The sequence below is a fragment of the Lutibacter sp. genome (assembly GCF_021647475.1).
GTDB lineage: Bacteria > Bacteroidota > Bacteroidia > Flavobacteriales > Flavobacteriaceae > Lutibacter.
This window is the reverse complement of sequence record NZ_JAKIUR010000001.1, coordinates 18,443-43,001: the sequence shown is the minus strand read 5'-3', so window position 1 is coordinate 43,001 and position 24,559 is coordinate 18,443. Positions and strand designations below refer to the sequence as shown.

The 24,559-nt window shown below is 27.9% G+C and carries 25 protein-coding genes and 1 tRNA gene; 7 read left to right on the top strand and 19 right to left on the bottom strand.

The window, feature by feature from the left end:
• Positions 1-3: 3 nt before the first annotated feature.
• From L3J60_RS00220 to L3J60_RS00190, 7 genes are all read right to left on the bottom strand, one after another.
• A complete protein-coding gene (locus L3J60_RS00220) occupies positions 4-1,815 on the bottom strand; it encodes a methylmalonyl-CoA mutase family protein (RefSeq protein ID WP_291973175.1) in 1,812 nt (603 codons plus the stop codon).
• Between the two features lie 33 nt (positions 1,816-1,848).
• Positions 1,849-3,171 carry a sodium ion-translocating decarboxylase subunit beta gene (locus L3J60_RS00215; RefSeq protein ID WP_291973172.1) on the bottom strand — a complete coding sequence of 441 codons (1,323 nt, stop codon included), beginning with the start codon at positions 3,169-3,171 and terminating at the stop codon, positions 1,849-1,851.
• A gap of 54 nt (positions 3,172-3,225) precedes the next feature.
• On the bottom strand, positions 3,226-3,648 hold the full coding sequence (locus L3J60_RS00210; RefSeq protein ID WP_291973170.1) for a biotin/lipoyl-containing protein: 423 nt from the start codon (positions 3,646-3,648) through the stop codon (positions 3,226-3,228).
• Between the two features lie 54 nt (positions 3,649-3,702).
• Positions 3,703-4,059 (bottom strand): OadG family protein, encoded by a 357-nt coding sequence (locus tag L3J60_RS00205; protein ID WP_291973168.1) that lies wholly within the window; start codon positions 4,057-4,059, stop codon positions 3,703-3,705.
• A 2-nt stretch (positions 4,060-4,061) separates the two neighbouring features.
• Positions 4,062-5,621, bottom strand: a complete 1,560-nt coding sequence (locus tag L3J60_RS00200; RefSeq protein WP_291973166.1) for an acyl-CoA carboxylase subunit beta — start codon at positions 5,619-5,621, stop codon at positions 4,062-4,064.
• 18 nt (positions 5,622-5,639) lie between these two features.
• Positions 5,640-6,047, bottom strand: a complete 408-nt coding sequence (mce, locus tag L3J60_RS00195) for a methylmalonyl-CoA epimerase (RefSeq protein ID WP_291973164.1) — start codon at positions 6,045-6,047, stop codon at positions 5,640-5,642.
• A gap of 568 nt (positions 6,048-6,615) precedes the next feature.
• Entirely contained in the window at positions 6,616-7,572 is a 957-nt protein-coding gene (locus L3J60_RS00190; RefSeq protein ID WP_291973162.1) for an NAD-dependent epimerase/dehydratase family protein, read from the bottom strand.
• A 142-nt stretch (positions 7,573-7,714) separates the two neighbouring features.
• Between L3J60_RS00190 and L3J60_RS00185 the strand changes: the two genes are divergently transcribed.
• Both L3J60_RS00185 and L3J60_RS00180 read left to right on the top strand, forming a co-directional pair.
• A complete protein-coding gene (locus L3J60_RS00185) occupies positions 7,715-8,350 on the top strand; it encodes a hypothetical protein (protein WP_291973160.1) in 636 nt (211 codons plus the stop codon).
• A 9-nt stretch (positions 8,351-8,359) separates the two neighbouring features.
• A complete protein-coding gene (locus L3J60_RS00180; RefSeq protein WP_291973158.1) occupies positions 8,360-8,890 on the top strand; it encodes a nuclear transport factor 2 family protein in 531 nt (176 codons plus the stop codon).
• Positions 8,891-8,940: 50 nt separating this feature from the next.
• Here the strand turns inward: L3J60_RS00180 and L3J60_RS00175 are convergent, their stop codons facing one another.
• From L3J60_RS00175 to L3J60_RS00130, 10 genes are all read right to left on the bottom strand, one after another.
• A complete protein-coding gene (locus tag L3J60_RS00175; protein WP_291973156.1) occupies positions 8,941-9,426 on the bottom strand; it encodes a regulatory protein RecX in 486 nt (161 codons plus the stop codon).
• Between the two features lie 18 nt (positions 9,427-9,444).
• On the bottom strand, positions 9,445-12,918 hold the full coding sequence (locus L3J60_RS00170; protein ID WP_291973154.1) for an efflux RND transporter permease subunit: 3,474 nt from the start codon (positions 12,916-12,918) through the stop codon (positions 9,445-9,447).
• Positions 12,919-12,942: 24 nt separating this feature from the next.
• On the bottom strand, positions 12,943-14,076 hold the full coding sequence (locus L3J60_RS00165) for an efflux RND transporter periplasmic adaptor subunit (protein ID WP_291973153.1): 1,134 nt from the start codon (positions 14,074-14,076) through the stop codon (positions 12,943-12,945).
• A 14-nt stretch (positions 14,077-14,090) separates the two neighbouring features.
• A complete protein-coding gene (locus L3J60_RS00160) occupies positions 14,091-15,434 on the bottom strand; it encodes a TolC family protein (RefSeq protein WP_291973150.1) in 1,344 nt (447 codons plus the stop codon).
• A 7-nt stretch (positions 15,435-15,441) separates the two neighbouring features.
• Positions 15,442-16,041: a TetR/AcrR family transcriptional regulator gene (locus tag L3J60_RS00155; RefSeq protein WP_291973148.1), complete on the bottom strand. Its 600-nt coding sequence runs from the start codon at positions 16,039-16,041 to the stop codon at positions 15,442-15,444.
• Positions 16,042-16,422: 381 nt separating this feature from the next.
• Entirely contained in the window at positions 16,423-17,712 is a 1,290-nt protein-coding gene (locus L3J60_RS00150; RefSeq protein WP_291973146.1) for an APC family permease, read from the bottom strand.
• Positions 17,713-17,847: 135 nt separating this feature from the next.
• Positions 17,848-18,081, bottom strand: coding sequence for a hypothetical protein (locus L3J60_RS00145; protein WP_291973144.1), 234 nt, complete (start codon positions 18,079-18,081; stop codon positions 17,848-17,850).
• Between the two features lie 5 nt (positions 18,082-18,086).
• On the bottom strand, positions 18,087-18,665 hold the full coding sequence (locus L3J60_RS00140; protein WP_291973142.1) for a DUF6134 family protein: 579 nt from the start codon (positions 18,663-18,665) through the stop codon (positions 18,087-18,089).
• A 116-nt stretch (positions 18,666-18,781) separates the two neighbouring features.
• Positions 18,782-19,339, bottom strand: a complete 558-nt coding sequence (locus L3J60_RS00135) for a DUF308 domain-containing protein (RefSeq protein ID WP_291973140.1) — start codon at positions 19,337-19,339, stop codon at positions 18,782-18,784.
• A gap of 11 nt (positions 19,340-19,350) precedes the next feature.
• On the bottom strand, positions 19,351-20,094 hold the full coding sequence (locus L3J60_RS00130; protein ID WP_291973138.1) for a hypothetical protein: 744 nt from the start codon (positions 20,092-20,094) through the stop codon (positions 19,351-19,353).
• Positions 20,095-20,359: 265 nt separating this feature from the next.
• On the opposite strand from L3J60_RS00130, the gene L3J60_RS00125 reads away from it, so the two are divergent.
• Together L3J60_RS00125 and L3J60_RS00120 are read left to right on the top strand one after the other, a co-directional pair.
• Positions 20,360-21,331: a polyprenyl synthetase family protein gene (locus L3J60_RS00125; protein ID WP_291973136.1), complete on the top strand. Its 972-nt coding sequence runs from the start codon at positions 20,360-20,362 to the stop codon at positions 21,329-21,331.
• Entirely contained in the window at positions 21,331-21,675 is a 345-nt protein-coding gene (locus L3J60_RS00120) for a hypothetical protein (RefSeq protein ID WP_291973134.1), read from the top strand. Before L3J60_RS00125 ends, L3J60_RS00120 begins: the two co-directional genes overlap by 1 nt.
• On the opposite strand, the gene L3J60_RS00115 is transcribed toward L3J60_RS00120, so the two are convergent.
• On the bottom strand, positions 21,659-22,177 hold the full coding sequence (locus L3J60_RS00115; protein ID WP_291973132.1) for an alpha-ketoglutarate decarboxylase: 519 nt from the start codon (positions 22,175-22,177) through the stop codon (positions 21,659-21,661). The genes L3J60_RS00120 and L3J60_RS00115 overlap by 17 nt on opposite strands.
• A gap of 100 nt (positions 22,178-22,277) precedes the next feature.
• On the opposite strand from L3J60_RS00115, the gene L3J60_RS00110 reads away from it, so the two are divergent.
• Positions 22,278-22,351, top strand: a tRNA-Ile gene (locus L3J60_RS00110).
• A gap of 274 nt (positions 22,352-22,625) precedes the next feature.
• The gene (locus L3J60_RS00105; RefSeq protein ID WP_291973130.1) at positions 22,626-22,826 is read left to right on the top strand and encodes a PID-CTERM protein-sorting domain-containing protein; all 201 of its coding nucleotides are present in this window, start codon (positions 22,626-22,628) and stop codon (positions 22,824-22,826) included.
• A gap of 3 nt (positions 22,827-22,829) precedes the next feature.
• Here the strand turns inward: L3J60_RS00105 and L3J60_RS00100 are convergent, their stop codons facing one another.
• Positions 22,830-23,414 (bottom strand): riboflavin synthase, encoded by a 585-nt coding sequence (locus L3J60_RS00100; protein WP_291973128.1) that lies wholly within the window; start codon positions 23,412-23,414, stop codon positions 22,830-22,832.
• 61 nt (positions 23,415-23,475) lie between these two features.
• Between L3J60_RS00100 and pdxA the strand changes: the two genes are divergently transcribed.
• A complete protein-coding gene (pdxA, locus tag L3J60_RS00095) occupies positions 23,476-24,513 on the top strand; it encodes a 4-hydroxythreonine-4-phosphate dehydrogenase PdxA (RefSeq protein WP_291973126.1) in 1,038 nt (345 codons plus the stop codon).
• Positions 24,514-24,559: the final 46 nt, after the last annotated feature.

Here is a 24,559-nt window from a genome sequence, read left to right as displayed (position 1 = left end):
GTCTTAGAATTTTAAAGTTTTCTGAATTTTTTCTTGAATGTTGGAAATGGTCGTAATAATATCTGATTTCAAGTTAATGCAACCATCTAAACCAGCTTTAGTTAATTCATTTATGTTTGCTGGAGCACCAGCAATTAATAATATTTTATTACTGTTCAACTTTCTAAAGGTTTGCACAAATGAAAGTACTGTTTTATTATAATCTTCATCTGAACTACAAATAATAACAATATCTGAGTCGGATTTTGCACTGGATTCAGCTGCATTAATTACAGAATTATAGCTTTTTTCTGGTTGTATTTTATATCCACTAACTCCAATAAAATCATAAGAAAAAGCAGCTCTTGCTTTTCGCATAGTTAAGTTTCCATAACTTATGAGTTCAACTACTGGTCTTTTACCAGTTTTTTCAACTAATTCTTCGGTTGTTCTTCTAATTGTTTCAATTTCTAAGGAAGCTCTTCTTGGTTTCAAAATTTTAGAAGAGTTTGTTTTATCACCATTGAAAAGCAGGGTAGAAGCAATTTTTTCCATTAAATTTGGATATTTGTTTACCCCAACCATTATGGATTTTCGTTTGCTAATTAATTTAATTTTTTGTTGACGAATTTCTGCAATTTGTTGTTGTATTAATTCTCCTTCAAAACATTGATAAAAGCAGCCTTTATCTTCAATAAATTTGAATAATTCTAATGCTTTGGCAGCAAGTTCTGAAGTTATATTTTCAATATAATAAGATCCATCAACTGGATTTTCAACCTTACCAAAGTAAGATTCTTCTTTTAAAATAGTGGTTATGTTTCCTGCAATTCTACTTGAAAAATCAGAAGATTCATTAAATTCATTATCATAAGCATCAATTAATATTCCATCTACATTTCCTAAAATAGCTGACATAGCTTCGGTAGTTGCTCTTAATAAATTGGTATGAGCATCAGTCACAGACTTACTCCAAACAGAAGTTTCAACGGTTAGTACATGTGAGAATTTTTTTATATCATATTTAGCAGCTATTTTATATAAAAGATAATTGAAGGCTTTAAATTTTGCAATTTCAATAAAATACTCAGAGCCAATAGCTAAATGGAAATGGAGGTTATTAAAAATGGATTTAAGCTTAATACCCATTTCAGTAAGTTTATCTATTACAAACACCATTGAATTTAAAGTGTATGCAATTTCCTGAGTTTGATTTGCTCCAGAATTTAAATATGCTGTACCAGAAATAGTTACCGTTTTAAAATTTGGATAATTTTTGGTAAGCTCAATTAATTCTTGAATTACATCAAATTTTGAAGCATTTAAAGTTCCTGTGGTTAAGTATTCGGAAATCAATTTTACATCAATAAACCCGTTTAGTTTTTCACTTGGAACGTTATTTTTTTTAGCAAGATTTAAATATTCTTTCACAAACTCAATTTCGTTTGTTTCTAAAATAAACGAAATGTAAACATTGTTTATATCAATTTTATTTAAGAGGTTAACGACAGAAAATCCTTTTTTTATTTTAAAAATTAGACCGGTAATTCCTTCTTTAATGGCAATAAGTGCTTGCTTATTCCCTTTAAGGTCTGAATTTGTAATTATGGTTCTATAATTTACAATATTTGAAGAGGTTTTTCTGTTGGTTTTTAAATGAAGCGTTTCATCTTCATCTCTATAAAAAGGTTGAATTTTTATATTATTCAAGTTTTTCCATACCAATTTTTTGTTAAAATCTGTACCTTTTAAATCGAATGTAATTTTTTCCATCCATTCTTGTTTAGTTGCTGGATTGAATTCTGAAAAAAGTTTATTTTTTTTATCCTTCATCATAAAAAATCTTTATTAATGATTGTTTAATAATAATTATCCTAAGAAACTTAATAAAATACCTGCAGCAATTGCAGAGCCAATAACACCAGAAACATTTGGTGCCATGGCGTGCATTAGCAAGTAATTATTTGGATCAGATTTTAATCCTTCAGTATGTACTACTCTTGCACTATCAGGAACTGCAGATACTCCTGCAGCACCAATTAATGGATTTATTTTTTCATCGCCTTTTAAAAATAAATTCATAAATTTTGCAAAAATTAATCCGCCCATTGTTGCAATAACAAAAGAAAGAGCACCTAAAATAAAAATCATCATTGAATCTTTAGTAATAAAAATATCTGCTTGAGTTGAAGCACCAACGGTTACGCCCAATAATATAGTTACAATATCAATTAGTTTGGTTCTTGCAGTTTCTGCAAGTCTTTCAGTTCTTCCAGATTCTTTAAGTAAGTTACCGAAAAATAACATTCCTAATAATGGTAAGGCACTAGGAGAAATAAATGTGGTTAATAATAAAGCAACTATAGGAAAAATCATTTTTTCTTTTTTAGATACAGCTCTAGGTGGTTTCATTCTAATTTTACGATCTTTTTTTGAGATAAGTAATCGCATTATTGGAGGTTGAATAACAGGAACTAAAGCCATATAAGAGTATGCAGCAATAGTAATTGGGCCAATTAAATTTTTAACTGTTGTGCCGTCTGCTAAAACATTTACCCCATTTGCTAATTTTGAAGATAAAAAGATGGCTGTTGGTCCATCAGCTCCACCAATAATTCCAATGGCTCCAGCTTCAGGAAGCCGAAAACCTAAATAGAGTGCTCCTAAAAAAGTACCAAATACACCAATTTGAGCAGCTGCTCCTAAAAGCATAAGTTTAGGATTTGCTATTAAGGAAGAAAAATCTGTCATTGCTCCAATACCAAGAAATATTAATGGCGGATAAATACCTTTTACCACCCCGAAATATAAATAATTTAGTACAGATCCTGATTCGTAAATACCAGTTTGGTTGCCTGCTACAAATGGTATATTACCTATAATTATTCCTGTTCCTATTGGTATTAATAGTAATGGTTCATAATTAAATTTAATGGCTAAATAAATAAACATAATTCCTATTAAAATCATTAATAAATTGCCAGATGTTGCATTTGCAAAACCGGTATAATGATAAAATTTTAACAATGCATTATAAGCCCCTTTATAAATATTGTTTTGGTTAGTTGCAGTTTCTTGTATTTTGGTAGTTTGTGTATTAGCTGAAGTTTGTACCTCCATGCTATTAGTGATAATTGGTCGGATAAACAATAAAAATAATAGTACACCAAATATTATAAATAATTTTTTCATTTTTCTAATTTTAAAAACTATAGATTTATTTCTTTTTAAAATCTATTTAGTGTTTTATTCAAATTCTATCAGTAGTTCGTTTTGCAGTACTTGTTGACCAGTGGTTATATGAATAACACTAATTTTACCTTCTTTCTCAGTCGTTATGTTGTTTTCCATTTTCATTGCCTCTAAAACAAGTAATTTATCTCCAATTTTTATTTCATCTCCAACTTTTACATCAATAGATAAAATTATACCTGGAATAGGTGCAAAAACTTTAGTTTTTTCTGAGCTTGGACTAACTTTTTTTAATGGAACGGATGGGTTTCGAGAAGCTGAACGAACTAAAGTTGGGGTTTTTGTTTTTTTAATTTCTTGTTCCATTTCAACAGAATAGGAGGTTCCGTTTACTTCTAATTTAATTTCGTTTTTATCGTGAGAAACAACTTTTACATAAAAGTTATTTTGATGTATCTTAAATTTAAAATTTTTCATTTTAATAGGATGTTTATCGTGTTGTTATTTTGATAATCATTAAATAATTTATGATTAAAGTCTGTTATGAGTGCCATAAATTTTTGAACTCCAAGGTGAATATAATTTTCTAGCTTGCCTTATGGTTAGTACCGCATTTTCATTATCGTGATTTTCATTTAGATATAAATGAACAGCGGTCGAAATAGCTGCTGCAATTTCTCCTGTAAATTCTTCATTACTTTTTTTAGGTTGTTTTCCAATTTTGATGACTCTTTTTTTAGTAATTATTTTATAACTATAGAGTAATAGAGGTAAACCATATTTAAAAAACAGTACTAATATTAGTAAAGCACTAAAAACTATTAATAATCCGGTTATCAAAATAAGATACCCTTCACTTATTCGATCAATACTTAACATTATATTCATGATTATAAAGGTATGTTTGAATGTTTTTTAGGAGGATTAACCTCTTTTTTATTTGCTAGTAATTCTAACGCTCTAATAATTCTAAATCGGGTATTTCTAGGTTCAATAACATCATCAATAAATCCGTATTTAGCAGCTTCATAAGGGTTGGCGAATTTTTTAGTATATTCATCTTCTTTTTTAATAATAAATTTTTGTTGCTCGTCAACATTTTCAATGTTTCTTATGTTTTTACCTTCTAAAACCTCAACAGCACCTTTTGCTCCCATCACTGCTATTTCAGCACTTGGCCAAGCATAATTTACATCTCCTCTAAGTTGTTTACAACTCATTACATCATGAGCCCCTCCGTAAGATTTTCGTAGTGTTATGGTTACTTTTGGTACTGTTGCTTCCCCATAAGCAAATAACAATTTTGCTCCATGAAGAATAATTCCTCCGTATTCTTGGCCTGTTCCAGGTAAGAAACCTGGCACATCTACTAGTGTTACGATTGGAACATTAAAGGCATCACAAAACCGAACAAATCTGGCTGCTTTTCTAGAAGCTTCAATATCTAAAACACCTGCGTAATATTTAGGTTGGTTTGCAACAATTCCAACAGGTCTACCATTAAAACGAGCAAAACCTACTACTATGTTTCTTGCATAATTACGATGCACTTCGGTAAATTCACTTCTATCTGCTATTGTGGTAATTACATCCACAATATCATAAGGTTGGTTTGGGTTTTCAGGAATTAATTCATTTAATATATCATCTACACGATCTATAGGTTCTGTACATTTAATAACTGGTGGATCTTCTAAATTGTTTGATGGTAAATAGCTTAGTAATTTTCTTACTAATAGTAAATTTTCTTCATCATTGTCAGCCAAAAAATGAGAAACTCCTGATTTGGTTGAATGAATGGAAGCTCCGCCTAATTGTTCAGCAGTTACTACTTCACCAGTAACCGTTTGTACCACTTTTGGTCCAGTAACAAACATATAACTTGTTTTGTCTGTCATAATAGTAAAATCGGTAAGAGCAGGAGAATAAACTGCACCACCTGCACAAGGGCCTAATATTGAAGATATTTGTGGGATTACGCCAGATGCCATAATGTTTCGTTGAAAAATTTCAGCATAGCCAGCAAGTGATCTAACGCCTTCTTGAATACGAGCACCTCCACTATCATTAAGCCCAATAATAGGAGCTCCTACTTTCATTGCCATATCCATAATTTTACAAATTTTTAAGGCATAAGTTTCTGAAAGTGATCCGCCAAATACGGTAAAATCTTGTGAAAACACATATACAATTCTACCATCTATTGTTCCATGACCAGTTACTACACCATCTGACAAGTATATTTGTTTCTCTAATCCAAAGGAATGCGTTCTGTGAGTAACAAACATGTCAAATTCTTCAAAACTATCTTCATCAAGTAGAATTTCAATTCGTTCACGAGCGGTTAATTTTCCTTTACCATGTTGAGATTCAATTCTTTTTTCACCTCCGCCTAGTTTAGCTTTAATTCTTTTTTCAATGAGTTCGTTTATTTTATCTTGTTTAGACATTATTAAATTTTTTAGTATCTATTTTTGTTTTGAACAAAGTTCTGTTAATACACCGTGAGTAGATTTTGGGTGTAAAAAACCAATATTTAAATTTTCAGCTCCTTTTCGAGCTACTTTATCAATTAATTTCACTCCTCTTTCTTCGGCTTTTTTTAGAGCTTCGGTAGTATTATCTACTGCAAATGCAATATGATGAATTCCTTGTCCTTTTTTTGTGATGAATTTCCCAATAGGGCCATCAGAGGAAGTACTTTCTAATAATTCAATTTTTGTGGTGCCTACCAAAAAAAAGGCTGTTCTCACTTTTTGATCAACAACCTCTTCAATAGTATAACATTTTAAACCTAAAACCTGTTCGAAATAGAGAATGGATTCTTCTAAATTATCAACTGCTATACCTATATGTTCAATATGCGAAATATTCATAATTAACACCTATTTAAATATTAATATTTAATTAAATTCAATTAAAATGATAAAAAATTATATTATTCATAATAAAATTGGTAACAAATTTAGTGGGAATCTAACTTTGATTGTATGATATTAATCATATAAAACCAATAAATTTACGAAATCCTTTTCGTAAAATCAGAAGTGATTTACCTAATTAAATAAAGAATTTTTTAAAATAAATTATATAGTTAACTTGTTGTGCACTTTTACTCTTCAAACTTACTGTTACATCTGTTCGAGCCTGCCTGACTGCAAGGCAGGTAATTTTTGATAAAAAATTGGTATTGAGAACGATTGTCTCTAACTAAAAAACCTATTCTCGATACTAACTTTAAGCCTAAAAAGGCTAAAATTCACTCGAATTGACGAAATTTTATCATAAAGCACAACGGGTTATAGTTATAATAAATGTTTAAATTCTTTATTGTTTTTTTAATTTATAGTTTGTGTTAGCACTATTATAATGCATATAATTTTAGATTAAAAACAAAAAAACCTGTACTTTTAGTACAGGTTAATTCATTGAAATAATGACTAATTATTTATCTTCAAATTTTTTATGAAGACTATTTAGCATGTTTTTTGACATGGTATGCAAATCAAATTGATGTTTCCAACCCCAATCTTCTTGAGCTCTAGAATCATCAATACTTTGAGGCCAACTATCTGCAATTCGTTGTCTAAAATCTTCGTGGTAAGAAATTTCAAAATTAGGAATAAACGTTTTAATTTCTAAAGCAATTTCTTCAGGTGTAAAACTCATTGCGGCTAAATTATATGAGGATCTAATTTTAACATCTTCTGGTTTTGCATCCATAATTTGAATGGTTGCAGCAATGGCATCATCCATATACATCATTGGTAATTTGGTGTTTTTATTTAAAAAAGAATCATATTTACCAATTAATAAAGCATTATTGTATATTTCAACGGCATAATCAGTAGTGCCTCCACCCGGATTTGTTTTCCAACTAATAATTCCAGGATAACGTACACTTCTAACATCAACTCCATACTTGTTAAAGTAATATTCACACCAACGTTCACCTGCCTGTTTACTAATGCCGTAAACAGTAGAAGGCTCCATTATGGTTTCTTGTGGTGTGTTTTCTTTTGGAGTTGTTGGTCCAAATGCCGCAATAGAACTTGGCCAAAACATTTTTTTTATTCTTTTGTCTTTAGCTAAATTAAGTACATTAAACAATGAAGTCATGTTAAGTTCCCAAGCTTTTGCAGGAAATTTTTCACCTGTTGCAGAAAGCATAGCAGCCATTAAATAAATTTCAGAAATAGCATATTTATCTACTATTTTTTCAATACTGTTTTTATCCATGGCATCTACAATTTCAAAAGGGCCAGATTGCATTAGTTCTTCATTTCCTTCTCTGATATCAGATGCAATTACCGAATCGTTACCATTAATTCCCCGAAGTTTTAACGTTAATTCCGTACCAATTTGACCACAAGCGCCAATAATTAATATTTGTTTATTCATTGTTAGTTTTGTTGTTCAATTATAGATTTCAAAGATACTGAAAATATGAATTTAATTTTTTGAGAATTAATTTTTATCAATTTGATAAAATTTTATTAAAACAAGTAATTTATTGCTATTTTTGAAGTGAATTTAATATTGTATGAAGCATTTATTTTATCTTTTTGTAATTATTTTATTAGGAACAGTTTCCTGTTCTAAAAAGAAACTTAAAACTCAGGTTATTTCCACAAAAGATTCCTTGAAAATTGTAAATAGTAGAATTGAGGTTCCTTTGGGGGAAGTGCTAATTCCAACTGCAAAAAATAAGCTTTCTAAATGGAGAGAATATACAGATGTGGATGATTTTATAATTCAATTTTATAATATTTCTACTTCTGAAGCACTTTCAAATGCTAAAGAATTAAGTGATTTGGTAATTTTAATGAAAGACTCTATAAGGGTAGAAGATTTAAAAATTCCGAGTGTAATTGCGAGGATAAATGTGTTAGAAAATGAAACCTTACGGTTGGCAGATATGGCTACAATTTCTTCTATAAAAAACGCTGAAGTTAAGGAAGAAGTAACAAGTATTTTAACTGTTTTTTCAGCTTTAAATTCTAAAATTAATACTTTGTACAAGACTTTAGCTCTTCAAAAGGCATTAGAGATAGATACGGAAAAGCCAATAAAAGAGATTAAAAAACCTAAGGTTAGTCCTTTTAAAAAAGATATTAATCGTTACAGGAAAAGACCTTTTCGAAAAAAAATATCAAAAGATAAACCAATTATTAAATAATTTTAGCTTATGAAATATTGCACTCCAATAGTACTACTTTTACTTTTTATTAGTTGTAATAATCAAAAGTCAACTAATTTAAATGTAGTTAAAAAGAAAGAAGCCATAAATAATGTTTTAAATACTTGGCATAAAGATGCTGCCACCACAAATTATAAAGGTTATTTTGATGCAATGGATAAAGATTTTGTTTTTCTTGGTACAGAAGCTGGGGAACATTGGAATAAAAAAGAATTTGAAAAGTTCAGTAAGCCTTTTTTTGACAGAGGAAAAGCTTGGAATTTCACTCCTTTAAAACGAAATATTTATTTTCAAAAAGATAATAAAATTGCTTGGTTTGACGAACTTTTAGATACTTGGATGGGAGTTTGTAGAGGTTCTGGAGTACTAATTAGATATAAAAATTCTTGGAAAATAAAACATTATGTATTATCGTTAACCATTCCTAATGCAAATATTGATGAAGTTATAAAAGTTAATAAAGAAAAAGATTCAATATTAATAAAAAAGTTAAAACGTAGTTTTAATGGTTCTTATTAGAAGATTTTTAGGCAATAATTTTTTTAGATTAATATTTTATATGCTTAAAATCAGTGATTTAAATCAGTAAATAAACTATTAACAATTTTATAAACTAAATTTGATTCAAATCCTTTAGAAATTAAATAATTAGAAAGTTTATTTCTTTTTTTATAATTATTAGTTTCTTTTATTAATGTCAATTTTTTTTCTGCAATTTTTTGAAGCGTTTTAAAGTAGGCTTCTTCATCAATTTCTTGCAGTGCGGTTTTAATATTATATATTGAAACTTGTTTAAATTTTAACTGACTAATAATTTTAATTCGCCCCCATTTTTTTATAGAAAATTTACCTCTTACAAAGGCTTTTGCAAATCGTTCTTCATTTAAAAAATTATGTTGTAATAAATGAAGTATAATTTTTTCTTTAGCTTCAGGAATCATATTTAAATTATAAAGTTTTTTTTCAACTTCTTTATGACAGCGCTCTTGATAAGCACAAAAATGTTCTAAAACTTTGGTGGCTTCATCAACAGTATATGTTTTTTGGGTTTTCATAAAATAAAATAAAACTACCTAAACTTGAGCCGTCTTATTTTTTGAGAAATATAATTTGACTTTATTTAATAAATAATACATAACTGGTACAATTATTAAGGTTAAAAATGTAGCAAATGTAAGTCCGAAAATAACGGTCCAAGCTAAAGGACCCCAAAACATAACATTTTCACCTCCCATATAAATATTAGGTTTAAATTCAGTAAACAAACCAATAAAATCTATGTTAATACCTAATGCTAATGGTATTAATCCTAGAACTGTAGTTATAGCTGTTAAAAGTACAGGTCGTAAACGTGTTTTACCTCCTTCAACAATACTTTCAAAAACTAAGTTAATAGGTAATAAACCTTCTTTTATGTTGTTCTCATTCCGTTTACGTTCCATTATTAAATTGGTATAATCGATAAGTACAATGGCGTTGTTTACCACAATTCCTGCTAGGGAAATAATACCTAACATTGACATGATAATAATAAAATCCATTCTAAAAATTACTAAACCTAAAAATACTCCTATTAAACTAAGTAGTACTGCCATTGAGATTATAAAAGGAGTAGAGGCAGAGTTAAATTGTCCAACAAGTATTAAAAAGATTGCCATTAACGCAATCATTAAAGCATTAAGTAAAAAATTCATATTTTCAGTTTGCTTTTCTTGTTCACCAGTAAATTGGTATTTTACACCAGTTGGCATTTTGTAATTTTTAATGGCTACACCCATTTTAGCAACAATTTGATTTGCATTATAACCATCAATTACATTAGAATATAATGTAATAACTCGTTTTAAATTTTTTCGTTTAACTACGTCAAATGTTGAAGCGTTTTTTAATGTAGCCACTGAAGAAATAGGAATTTGTTTTATAATTCCTCCATCCGTTTGATCTCTAAAGGTTATTTTTTGGTTCATTAAGGCATCTTCATTGTAGCGGTATTTATCCATTAACCTTATATTTATGGGATAATCATCTTCACCATCTTTAAATCTTGAAACTTCTTTTCCGTACAAAGCGGTTCGTAAAGCATCTGCAATTTGCCCGGTAGAAATATTTAATCTACGTGCTTTTTGTCGATCAATTATTACGGGAAGTTCAGGTTTTCCTTGATTTACATCTATTTTTAATCCTTCTATTCCAGCAATATTTTGTTTGTTTATAAAACTTCTCATATTGTTGGCAACATTCATTAATTGCGAATAGTTGTCTCCTGAAATTTCTAAATTTATAGGGGCACCTGTTGGAGGTCCATTTTTATCTTTAGCTACTACAATTTTAATTCCAGCATAACTACCAATTAATTTTCTAACCTCATTCATTATTTTTTGGCTACTAACTTTTTCACCTGTTTTTGGGTTAACTCTATCTTGATAGTCAACAAAATCAATAGAAATTTTAGATTTGTTAGGCGTACTACCACCTTGATATCCTCTGCTTGTGTCTCCGGCTCCTTCACCTACTTGTTCAATTACAGAAGTTATCATAAAATTTTTGCCGTTTATGGTATATTGATTTAAATAATTAACCACTTTATTTTCCATTTGCTTGGTAAAATTATTGGTTGTATTTATATCAGTGCCAATAGGAAATTCTATATAAACATATACTTGCTTAGGTTGATTGTCTGGGAAAAAATCTACTTTTGGCGGGAATAATGCGAATAATACTAAAGAAAACACTAGTAATAAAATAGTACCACCAAAAAAAGCTAAAGGATGTTTACCTCTAAGCACATATTGTAAAAAACGTTCATATAAGTTTTCTAATTTAGGTAAAAATACAGTTTGAAACCATTGTGTTCCTGGATCTAAAACCTTTGTGTTTAAATAGCCTAAAGCACCAGTTAATATTACCAAATTACCAATAGCTACCATTATTTTAGAAGCAAAAGTTAATCCTGACACTATAATTAAAGTTCCTATAAAAAATAAGAGCAGCCCAACTTTAAATCGAGTTTTAACATTTCTCTTTTTTTCTTTTACTTTCATATAAACTGAGGTAAGCACTGGGTTTATAACCAAAGCAACAAATAGAGAAGAACTGAGTACAATAATAAGAGTTATAGGTAAGTATTTCATAAATTCACCTATAATACCGGGCCAAAAAGCTAATGGTAAAAATGCGGCTAAAGTAGTTGCTGTAGATGCTATAATTGGCATAGCAACTTCACCAACGCCATATTTGGCAGCATCTATGGCAGAATATCCTTTTTCATCCATTAAACGATAAATATTTTCCACTACCACAATACCATTATCTACTAACATTCCAAGAGCCAATACTAATGAAAACAGAACCATAGTATTTAAGGTAACTCCCATTAAACTCAAAATAATAAATGACATAAACATTGACATTGGTATTGCAATACCGACAAATAATGCATTTCTTAATCCTAAGAAAAACATAAGAACTCCAATGACTAATAGCATTCCTAAAATAATGCTATTTTCTAAGTCTGAAACTTGAGTTTTAGTTTTTCCGGACATATCATTGGTTTTTGAAATAACCAAATTTTGAGGAAAGACTTCGGATTTTGATTTTGCTATAATTTTATCAATTTTTTCTGAAGCGTTTATTAAGTTTTCGCCACCGCGTTTTTTTACATCAAGCATAACAACAGATTGTCCGTATTGGCGTGCATAGCTTTCTTTTTCTTGTTCTTTATAGGTTACTGTTGCTATATCACGTAAATAAACTGCTTTTTGTTTTTCACGTTTTACTATAATATTTGCAATTTCTTGTGCGTTTTTAAACTCGCCGTCAACTCTAATGTTTTTACGTAAACCACCTTCTTTAATTTCACCACCACTAATAGTTATGTTTTCATTTTTTATAGCATTAGCAATATCATTAAAATTAATTTCCATAGATTGCATTTTGTACAAGTCTATACTAATAGCCATTTCTTTGTCTTGAACTCCACGAATGTCAACTTCACTAATTTCGGGTAATGCTTCTATTTCATCTTGTAAATATTCACCGAATTTTTTTAATTGATCCATAGAAAAATCACCTGATAGGTTGATATTCATAATAGGCATCATTTCAGCAAAATTTAGTTTAAATACGTTGGGTTCAGCGGGTAAATCTTTTGGGAAATTTTTATCTGCTTTTGCTTCGTCAACTTTGTCTTTTACTTTCCGTAAGGCTTCATCAGGAGTTACGCTAAAATCAAATTTTACATCAATAGTAGAATATCCTTCTAGTGAATTAGAAATAATATCATCTACTTCAGAGATGTTATTTACCTTTTTTTCAATAGGTCGGGTTACTAATTTTTCAATATCTAAAGCTGAATTTCCAGGATATGGAGTGGTAATATAAACTTCGGGAGCTGAAACTTCAGGAAATGCTTCACGTGGCATTCCCATATATGAACTTAAACCTGCTAAAAATATGATAAGAATAAGAACATAGACTGTCATTTTATTCTTAATAGCCCAGGAGGAAAGTTTAAATTCTTTAAGTATGGTGTTTTTGGTTGTTTCCATAAATTGATTTCTACAAATTAAAAATTAGTTTACAACGGTTATAGCTTGATTGTTTTTAACACCTCTTGAACCTTTATTTATAATTAAATCGTTTGTGGTTAAACCAGCTAATATGTTTGTAGTGTTATTGTAGGATAAACCAGTTTTAACAATTGTTTTTACAGCTTTAAATTGATTGTTATTTTTTTGAATTTTAAACACAAAACTTTCTCCTTTTTGATCTTCTTGAATTAAATTTGAAGGAATTGTTATTGCATTATTAGCTGTAAAATCGTTTAATTTTAAATTTGCTATTAAATTTGGTTTTAGTATTTTGTTAAAACCATTTATAGGCACTTTAATTCTAAAACTTCTATTATTTGGTTCAATAAAGTTAGCTACTTGATTTACTTTTGAAATTATTTGATTTGGGTTGTTTTCAAATGAAATTATTGCTTCAGTACCTTTTTTTATAGCGTTAACGTATTTTTCAGAAACGTCTGCTTCTATATACATTTTGTCTAAATTTAGTAATCTTACAACGGGTGTTTGCGGGCTGGTAAGTTCTCCAACTTTTGGAAAAATTTCATCAATTACACCACTAAACGGAGCAATAATTTTCATTTTTTTTGCTTGTGCTTTTAAAACAGCAATATTATTTTGTAAACTTTCTTTTTTAGTTTTTGTTTGTAAGTATTGAATTTCAGAACCTATTTTTTGATCCCAAAGACGTTTTTGTCGTTCAAAAGTTGTTTTAGCTAAAGCTAATTGGGTATTCAATTCATCAATATTTCTTTTGATGGTTGAGTCATCTAATTGAGCCAGTATTTGTCCAGCAGCAACATGTTGACCTTCTTTTACAAATATTTTGGTAACATTGCCACCTAACTCAGGTCTAATTTCAATATTTTTATTAGTTTTTACAACACCTTGTATTTCAACATAATGTTTAAAAATTTCATTTTTTACAGGAATTGAGGTTACAATTTGTAGTTTTTTGGTAGTATCTATTTTGGCAATTTCTAGTTCTACAGATTTTAATGCTGTAGATAAACTATCTATTTTGCTTATAATGTTATTCTTATTTAGGTTTAGTTGTTCTAAAGTTGATTTCTCAGTCTTTTCACCACAAGAAAGGATAGTGATAACCGTAAGAATAAGTAGTGATATATTTTTCATTTTTATAGGTTTTTCTAGTGGTTAATTGGTGTGTTTAAAGCGGTATCTAAAGCGGCTTTGTATGATATAACATTTAGCATTGCTTGTAAATAGCTTTGTTGCATGGTGTATAATTGAGTTTGTGCATTGGATAAATCAAAACTGGTTGAAATTCCTTCAAAAAATTTAATTTCTTGTTTATGTTCAATACGTTCGGCTAATGCCAAGGTTTGTTTTGATGTGGTTAATTCTTCCAAACTATAATTATAATTAGTTTTAGCTTTTTCTACTTGTAATTGAATTTTTTGAGAGGTTTCGTATAAATTAGTTTTAGCTTTATCTAATTTAATTTTAGCTTGTTGTGTTCTTGAGCTTCGTTCTAAACTACTAAATAGCGGAATTTTTAAATTCACACCTAATAAAGAAGAATCAAACCATTTTTGTTGTTTTTTTAAGAAATCAAAATTATTTCCAAAACCAGAATATCCAAAATTCACAAAACTACTTAAGGATGGTAATGCTTTACTTTGTTCTAGTTTTACCAAAAGCTCATTAGATCTTTCAGTATTTTTTGCAATTTTATAATCAATATGATTTTCAATGTTAAGTTGATTATTTAATAATTGTAAATCTTCACTTTCTTGGGATAAATGATCTAAAGTATCGGTTAAAATAATTTTAGAATGTATATCAATTCCTAAGGTAATGTTTAGCATTTTATACGCAATATCATTCAATTTTTTTGTTCTAGATAATTGACTATTCACTTTTGCAAGCGTAATTTTTAACTGTTCAACATTTTCTTCTTCTGTTAAACCGTTTAAGTATATTTGATTGGTGTCGTGCAGATTTTTCTCTAAAGTCTTTTTATTTTTTTCTAAAATTTTAATACTTTCTTCACTTAATAGTACATTTCCATACGCATTAATTGTGGCTTCTCTAACTCCTAGATCAGTTTTTTCTTTAGCGTTTTCTGAAATTTTTAAATAGGTTTTGGCGGATTGTAATCCAACTAAATACGAGCCATCAAAAAGTAATTGATTCACCGTAGCGGTAGCATTCATGTTTTGTTTATTTCCAAAGGTAATTTCAGTAAATTCACCAGGGTTTCCACCAAAAAATTCAGCAGGCAGTAAAGATACTTGTTGTTTAATCCAGTTTTGATAATCAATTTCGGCACTAATTTTTGGTAAGCCAATAGTAGTAGTTTCCCATTTTTTCTTTTTTGCCGCTTTTATATCGCGTGAAGCATTAATAGATGCATAACTATTTTTTAAAGCATAATTAATGGCTTCTTTTAACGAAAGAGATTTGGTTTGTTGGGCATTACTTATAATTGCGATTAGTAAAGTAAAAGTTATAACTAATAATTTTTTCATTCCTTAATTATATTTTATCTAATTGATTTTCTAATATATCTATTCCTTTTTTTGTTGCAATTGCTCTGGTATGATATTCTAAAGCATCAATTTCTAGTTGATTTAATGTTTTGTTTTCTAATGGGAAAAGGTTAGAATCATGAATACCAAAAACTATAGTAAAATACAGTTTAGTGGTAATATTAATGTCAATATTATTTCGATATAATTTTTCAGTAATACCTTTTTCAATATTTTGAGAAATACAATCTTTAAACATAGTAAATTCGTTAACCATTACATTATGGTAGGTTTTTGGATAGTATTTTTGCAATTGAAACATTGGTGATTCACTAGAGTTTTGAAGTAAATCTTTAAACATTTTTTTTATTTCAAAATTTTCTTCAATGGCATTGTATCCTTTATTACAAACTACTGAAACTTCATTATGAATTGAATTATGAAAAAAACTAACGGATTCATCTACCAATTGCTCTTTGTTTTTGAAATATTTATAAATAGTTTTTTTAGAGATTGCTAATTTGTTAGCAATATCATCCATAGTAGTACTTTTAAAACCAAATTTTAAAAATATTTCACCAGATTTTTTTAAGATTTCATTTTTCATTAAAATTGTGTTTTTACAATTTTGAAGTGCAAAGATATAAAAGGAAACTTAAAACACAAAAAAAGTTTCCAAAGTTTTGAAATTTATGTAAATGTTGTAGGCTGTTTTTATATATAACTTATGGACCTGAGTTCGACCTAAGGATTTACTTTAAATAACTGAAAATCAAAATGTCATTGCGAAAATTATAAACGTAGTGCCATAATTTGAAGCAATCTTTTCATAAAAATGAGATTGCTTCCTCATTTCGCTTTGCTTCATTCATCGCAATGACGTAGCTTGTTGATTTTCAACCCGGTATTTATTTTCTTACATCGAACTCAGGTTATGGGTAAAATAAAATAAGGCTTATATATTTTGATGGTTTTTAAAATATAAAAATTATTTTTTGTTTTTCTTTTCTGTTTTTTTAAAAATATATTCTGCAAAATAACTAGCAAATGCAATTGCTAAAACGGTATATAATCCGGCAGGGTTTATTCCAAATTGTTGGTATAGTAAAGTTACAAGTGCAACAATACATAATAGTGCACCAAATAATGAAATGTATTTTTTTGATTTAGTGGTTTTAGATAGTTTATAATTTACATAATTTACAAGTGCAAAAATAAACAGAAAACCAGCACTACCTACAGTAGATATGCTTTCTAAGTTTAGAATATTCCCAACTACTAATGTTAAAACAACTGTTATTAATAATCCTATAGGTTCATTCCAAAATATTTTTGTAAGCTCATGTGGATCTTCATCGTCTTCTCCTAATTCATAACTTACTCTACTTCCTCCGTAAAGTGTAGAATTTATTGCAGAAAAGGTAGATATCATTGCAGTAATTCCAATAATTACAAATCCAATTTTGCCAAGTGTTGGTTCTGCGGCTACAGCTAGTACATATTCTTGTGCTTTGCCAATTTGACTAAATGAAACGGAACCAACAGTTATAATTGCAATTAATATATATAAAATTACAACGCTTATAACAGAAATAAAGAAGGCTTTAAATACGTTTTTTTCTGGATTTCTAAGGTTAGGAACAGCATTTGCTATTAACTCAAACCCTTCATAAGCTACAAAAATAATCATTCCGCCACTAACTAATTTAATTGATGGCGACCAGTTTGAAATTTCTAATTGAGATATATAATTGCTGCTAAATAGGCCGTAAAAGCCAATGATAACAAAACCACTTAAAATAATCATTTTAGTATAAACAGCTATGGATTCTGCAATGCTAACAGCTTTAAAACTAATATAGTTTAATAGTGCTGAAAATAGAATAATACTACTTAATAAAATATGTTTATCTGTGGTATAATCTCCTGTTATTTTGATTAGTTTTGCCCCAAACGAACCAAAAGCAGAAGCATATAAGCAAAGCATTATTATATAGCTAATCCAAAGTAAATTGTTTGTACCTCCACTAAATACATTTTTACCAAATCCTTTATTTATATAATGAACGGTACCTCCTTTATCAGGAAAAAATAAGGATAATCTTGCATAAGAATATGAAGTGAAAATTGCAATAATACCTGCAATTAAAAAAGCTAAAGGAGTTCCGCCTTTAGCAAATTCAACAGCAAGGCCTAAAACTGCAAAAATTCCACCACCAACCATTCCTCCAATTCCAATAGCTACCGCATCTTTTAATCCTATTTGACTATCTTTCATTTATATATTGTTTTTGTTAAATTGAAAAGGATGTTTTTATTTCTTTGGTTACCATTTCTGCATCAATAATTGCTATTATTAATCTTATTATTTTACCAAATATAGTTAAACAAAATAATAAATAATTTTCTATAATTATAGTTTATCTACAATATCGTCAACTCTTGATCTTCCTTTGGCTTTTATATGTACATACGTTGAAATTACTCCTAAAATAACGGATAGCAGTATTAATAAATAAACATTAATTATATAATAAGCATAATAATCTAAAAAGGAAAATATTGTAATAAATACTAGAATATATACCATTAAAAGTAATAAAATTCGTTTTAAAGATAGTCTATTTTTTTTTATATGTTTTTGCATTGTTTTTATTTTTTTATAATACTAAAAGTGAATAATGAGTGATGAATAATTGCTTTTTGAAGTATTCCGTTTTTGTAATAATATTGATTTTTAAGTCCATTTTTAGAATTTGTAATTTGATACTCGTTAATTCCAACATGGTTAATTATATTATTTTTATTATCGGTTTCAGAGAAAATAATGGAAATATTTTTAGGTTCTTTAAAATATAATAGAGCACTTGAGTAGTAGATTTTATTAAAATAGTTAGAGCTATGCTTATTATCTGTTAACAAATAATAAGTTCCTAAATTTTCAGTTTTGTTAATTGAATGAATTCTCCCATTTTCACGTACGGTAACATTACTAGTCATTAATTGATTATTTTTATAAATACAATTTACATTATAGGTTACATCTGTTTTTATTAACAAATCAATTTTAACCTGACTAACAATATTAATTTTTACATTATTTTTATCTTCTGTTTTTGTTGCTGTTAAATCTCCAAGTTTAAAATGATTAGATATTATATCATAATTTAATGTTTGAGCCTTAGTAATATAAGTAATTAACAAAAATAGCATCAATATGTAATTCTTCATCATAATTTAATTATTTCAAAATTAATGGTAGGTTAATTTAGCAAGTATAATATTTTTAATTAAATTTTTATATAGATTTAGAACTAAATAATAGTGTGAAAATAAATAGATATACCTTAATTGGCTATAAAATTTTGTACTTTTTTTATTAAAAATGAAAATAGAATAGTTAATATTCCTAAAAGAATTAACGACATAGAAGTCCAAATAACAATACTAGAGGCTCCAAAACTAGGACTGTAAACAACCATAAAACCAAAACCAGCAACAAATATTCCACCAAAAATAGGCCATCCCCAATTTGAAAGATGCATTTCTTTGAGTAAAAAGCCTCTGCTTATCATTGAAACTCCTTTAAAAATTAACCAAATACCAAAAACAATAGGTAAAATTTCCATGGATAAATTTTCTTTGGCTATTAATATTACACCAATTATTAAATCAAAAATTCCTGAGGTAAGCATCCACCCCCAACTTTTTAGAATTTTTTTATTAGTTATTGCAAAAATTATTTCAAATACACCGGAAATAAATAGGATTACACTAAATAATACGCTTAACCCAATATAATTTGCTAATGGATTTTGGTAAACCCAAAACCCTAGAAAAGTTATTAATATTCCTACAATACTTAATAACCACCAATTTTTTGCAATTTTATTGTTGTGTCTCATTTTTTTAAGTTTTATGCATTAATATGCCAAGTACCAAATAAAGGCATGTAATTTATATTTGTATATTCACTATAATTTTCAAAATCAGGAATAGGAATAATGTTTGAAGTATCCATATTATATTGTAAAACCTTACTTTTTTCAAGGATATTAAATAATTTATGGGCTTGAATTTTGTTAATTAAAAATGTGTCTTCAAGATTGTTTATAATTTTTCTTCTACCAAAATCATAATCCATTTCTTCTTTTATTTCTTTTCCAAAATGCTCTAATAATTTTTCGCCAACAGCTGCAATGTCATGACCTTTTGTAATTTCTTCACAAATAACATTACGAGTATTCATTAAGTAAACCTTAGCTTTGGCTATTAATTGATGTATTAAATGATGCTCTTTTTCTAACTGATCTTTTTCAAATTTTAGCTTACTGTTTTCTTTTTGTAAAAAGGCAATATCATCTGAAGTTAGCTTATTAGTATGTAATACATGAATTTTTTCAATGTTATCTTTTATTTTAGCTAACCAGCTTGACCTATGTGCTACTTTTTTATTTGCTTCTGAATCACTAACTTCTGCAATATTATGTTTTTCAATTAAATTTAATAAATAATTTACATCTTTTAAATCATCTTTAATTTCTTGATGTTGAGTTTCTAAGTCACTTAACGTTTTTTCAATATCAACTAATTCCTTTTTATCTAAACTTTTAGTTAGTTTGATGTCTTTATCTCTAATAGTTTTTACAAAATTTTTCATTTTATTTAAGTTTTATATTTAATTATATCAAAATTAATTTAGTAGTTACTTTTTTTTTGCATAATATTTAAATTATAATCAAAAGTAATATGAAAATTAGCCATTGAAAACACCTAAAGGTGCTTAACTCTAAATTTAACATAATTTTAAAGTATATTAAAAGAAACGCTCTATAACATTAAAGATACGTGCCAAGTTTAAAAACAAACCATAAATTTTTTAAAGTACTATTGAAAGCTGTATTTTTACCAAAATTTGTAACTAAATGAAAAGCATTGAAACCTACAAAGAAGATTTTTTACTTTATTTAAATAAAACAATAAAAGTAAAAGAGCCAATAAAATTATACGAACCAATCCAATATATTTTACAACTAGGAGGTAAACGATTACGACCCGTTTTGGCTTTGTTAATTTGCGATATTTATAATGGAGATATAGCAAAAGCAATGGATGCAGCAACGGCTATTGAAGTGTTTCATAATTTCACCCTAATTCATGATGATATTATGGATAGTGCCTCTATTAGAAGAGGTAAAACTACAGTTCATAAAAAGTGGAATGTAAATACAGGGATTTTATCTGGTGATGCCATGATGATTACAGCTTATCAATGTTTAGAAAATTACGAACCTATTATTTATAAAAAACTAAATATTTTATTTAGTAAAACAGCCTTAGAAGTTTGCGAAGGCCAACAATTTGATATTGATTTTGAAACTAAAGAAGAAGTTAGTATTGCTGAATATATTAAAATGATTACCTACAAAACATCAGTTTTGGTTGCTGCTGCTATGAAAATGGGTGCAATTTTAGCTGAGGTTTCAGAAAAAGAAGCAAATAAAATTTATAAATTTGGATTAAACTTAGGAATAGCTTTTCAATTACAAGATGATTATTTAGATACTTTTGGGGATGTAGCTACTTTTGGTAAAAAAATTGGCGGAGATATTAATGAAAATAAAAAAACTTTTCTATTTTTAAAAGCATTGGATAAGTGTAGCAATAATGATAAAACACAACTATTGAAATGGTATAAATCAGAAGTACCATCAAATTTGAAGGTGAAAGAAGTAACCGAAATATTTACTAAAAATAATATTGCAGAAATTACAAAAAACGAAATTAAAAAGTACACTGATATTGCCATTAATACTTTAAAATATTTATCTATTAGTAATGATAAAAAAGAAATTCTTAAAAATTTCAGCTTAAATTTAATGAATAGAGCTTTATAATGATATTACCTGTAATTTCTGAATTATTAAATAAAATTCAAAATGAAAGCTTGTATTTAAAGCTAATTCAACAACTAAATAAAGATTTTTTATTAGCAAACTTACCGTACCGTTTTTTAGAAACAGAAACCCCTAAAGAACTCATAAATTCTTTAACAATAATTTTACAGAAAATAATTGTCAATAATTACGACGGATATTTAAATTTAATTTACAGAATTGATTTATCAGAAAAAGAATTGGCAAACATCAAAGAAAAATCTTTAGAACTAATCGTTGAAAATATTACCTTTTTAATTTTAAAGAGAGAATACCAAAAAGTATGGTTTAAAAATACAATCTAAATACAGGCGTTAATCCAGATGCATAAATAACATTTTTTGTTTTATCAAACAAAACATCATAACGCAAACCCATAGCTAAATTACCAGTTACATATTCTAAACCAACATATAAAGCAGGTTGCCACGAATTAATAGCATTTACATAATTTATTTTTCGATTTAATTTTAATTGCTCAAATTCTGTTGAAAATTGAATATTTTCAATAGGACGATAAAAAGCTAAAACGCTACCCCCAAATATATTTGAAGTATTTTGTATGGTAGATTTATTTTTGACATAAACGTATTTTAAACTTAATCCTAAACTAAATTCATCTGAAAAATCATAAAGTGCACTTGGTGAGAAAGAAAAAGTTGAATATGAATTATTTAGCCCAATATTGAATCCTCCGCCAAACCGAACATCATCTATAAATTTGTGTTTTTCTAATTCAGAATTTTGACTAAATAAACTACTGATTGTAAAAAACATCAATAAAAGTAAAATATAGATTTTCTGCATGTTATCTGTTTTTGCTAATATAAATAATTAATTGAAAATATTTTTGTTAAATAAATATTGTACATCATATAAATAAGTATTATTTTTGCCACCAGTTTTTGGTCCCATAGCTCAGCTGGTTAGAGCATCTGACTCATAATCAGAGGGTCCTAGGTTCGAGCCCTAGTGGGACCACAATTATTAAAAAGCTTTGTAGCAATACAAGGCTTTTTTTTAAAAATCAATAAACCGAAGTAGTTTTTTCTTTAAAATTACCTAACAGTTTTTTGGTAGTTAAATAAATTTACCGTTTATTAGCAGATAGTTACTATTCGTTAAAAGAATAGTTGTTTCAGCATTTTTTAACTTGTAACTGTTTGATTTTTAATAAAAAACTGTAAATTTGTATCATAAAAGTTGTTTAGTGAAATAGTTTTTATTAAAAAATAAACCCCTAAAAATATTATTTTTGAAACCCCATTTCCAAAATAGATTTAGATTATTAATTGTGAGTATATGCTTTCTATTTATAAGCATTTCTGCCTATTCATATAAAGGACCACCACCACCTGGACCACCACCAAATCCTGGTTTACCAATTGACGGAGGATTAACTTATTTATTAATTATGGGAGCTGCTTATGGAGTATATAAATTAAAGAAAAAATAGTAATTATTTTTCCAATAGCCTAGCCACATATTTTCCAATAACATCAAATTCTAAATTTACTACTGAGCCAATTTTTATAGTGTGAAAATTGGTGAATTCAAAAGTATACGGAATTATAGCAACTGAAAAACTATTTTTTTTAGAATTTACCACAGTTAAACTAACCCCGTTAATAGTTATAGAACCCTTTTCAATAGTAATGTTTTGTGCATTTTTATCATATTCAAAAGTAAAAAGCCAGCTTCCATTTTCATCTAAAATAGAAGTGCATTTTGCGGTTTGATCCACATGACCTTGAACAATATGACCATCTAATCGTTCCCCTAATTTCATGGCCCGTTCTAAATTAATTTTGTCACCCACTTTTAAGAAACGCATATTCGATTTATCTAAGGTTTCTTTAATGGCTGTAACGGTATAATTATCACCATTAATATTAACAATAGTTAAGCAAACGCCGTTATGAGCAATACTTTGATCAATTTTTAATTCTGAAGTAAAATCACTTTTAATTGTAAAATTAAAATTCTCATTTTCTTGCTCAATTGCAGTAATTTCACCTAGTTTTTCAATAATACCTGTAAACATATTTTTATCAATTTAATTGATTACTTTTGATTCGTAAAATTAAGTATAATTAACTTTATTTATGAATAAAAGTGAAAAAATAAAAGTAGGAATATCTATTGGAGATTGTAATGGTGTAGGTATTGAAATTATTCTGAAAACATTTTTAGATAAACGAATGTTAGATTTTTGTACTCCAATTATATTTGGAAGCACCAAACTAATTTCATTCTATAAAAAGAATTTAAATATTGATATACAATTTAATGGTATTAAATATGTTAATAAAGCTTTAACAGGGAAACTAAATATTTTAAATATTTGGAATGAAGATGTGCCAGTTGAATTAGGGAAAGCAACAAAAGTTGCAGGTGAACATGCATTTAAATCTTTAGAATCTGCAACAACTGCTCTAGTAAAAGGAGAAATTGATGTTTTGGTAACAGCACCAATAAATAAAAATAATATTCAATCAGAAAATTTTCATTTTGCAGGGCATACAGAATATTTAGAATCAAAATTAGACGGAGAAAGTTTAATGATTTTAATGACTGATGAACTTAAAATCGGATTAATAACAGGTCATATTCCAATATCAAAAGTAGCAGAAACTATTACGCCAGAATTAATTACAAAAAAAGTAGAAAATTTCTATACTACTTTAGTGCAAGATTTTGCAATTTCTAAACCAAAAATAGCAGTTTTAGGATTAAATCCACACTGTGGAGATCACGGCGTTATTGGAAATGAAGATGATGAAATTATTAAACCAACTTTAACTAAAATTCAGGAAGAAGGTAAGTTGGTTTACGGACCTTTTGCAGCAGATAGTTTTTTTGGTTCAGATAGTTATAAAAACTTCGACGGAATTTTAGCCATGTATCATGACCAAGGTTTAGCACCTTTTAAAACACTGTCTTTTGGCGAAGGTGTAAATTATACAGCGGGTTTAAATAAAATTAGAACTTCGCCTGACCATGGCACAGCGTATAATATTGCAGGTAAGGGAATTGCAAATATTAGTTCATTTAAAGAAGCTATTTTTACCGCTATAAAAATTTATAGAACTCGAAAAGATTACAAATTATTAACTAAAAATGTGTTAAAAGCAGAAAAATAAAAATAAAATAAATAAATTTTCAAAATATATTCTATTTAAAAAATAA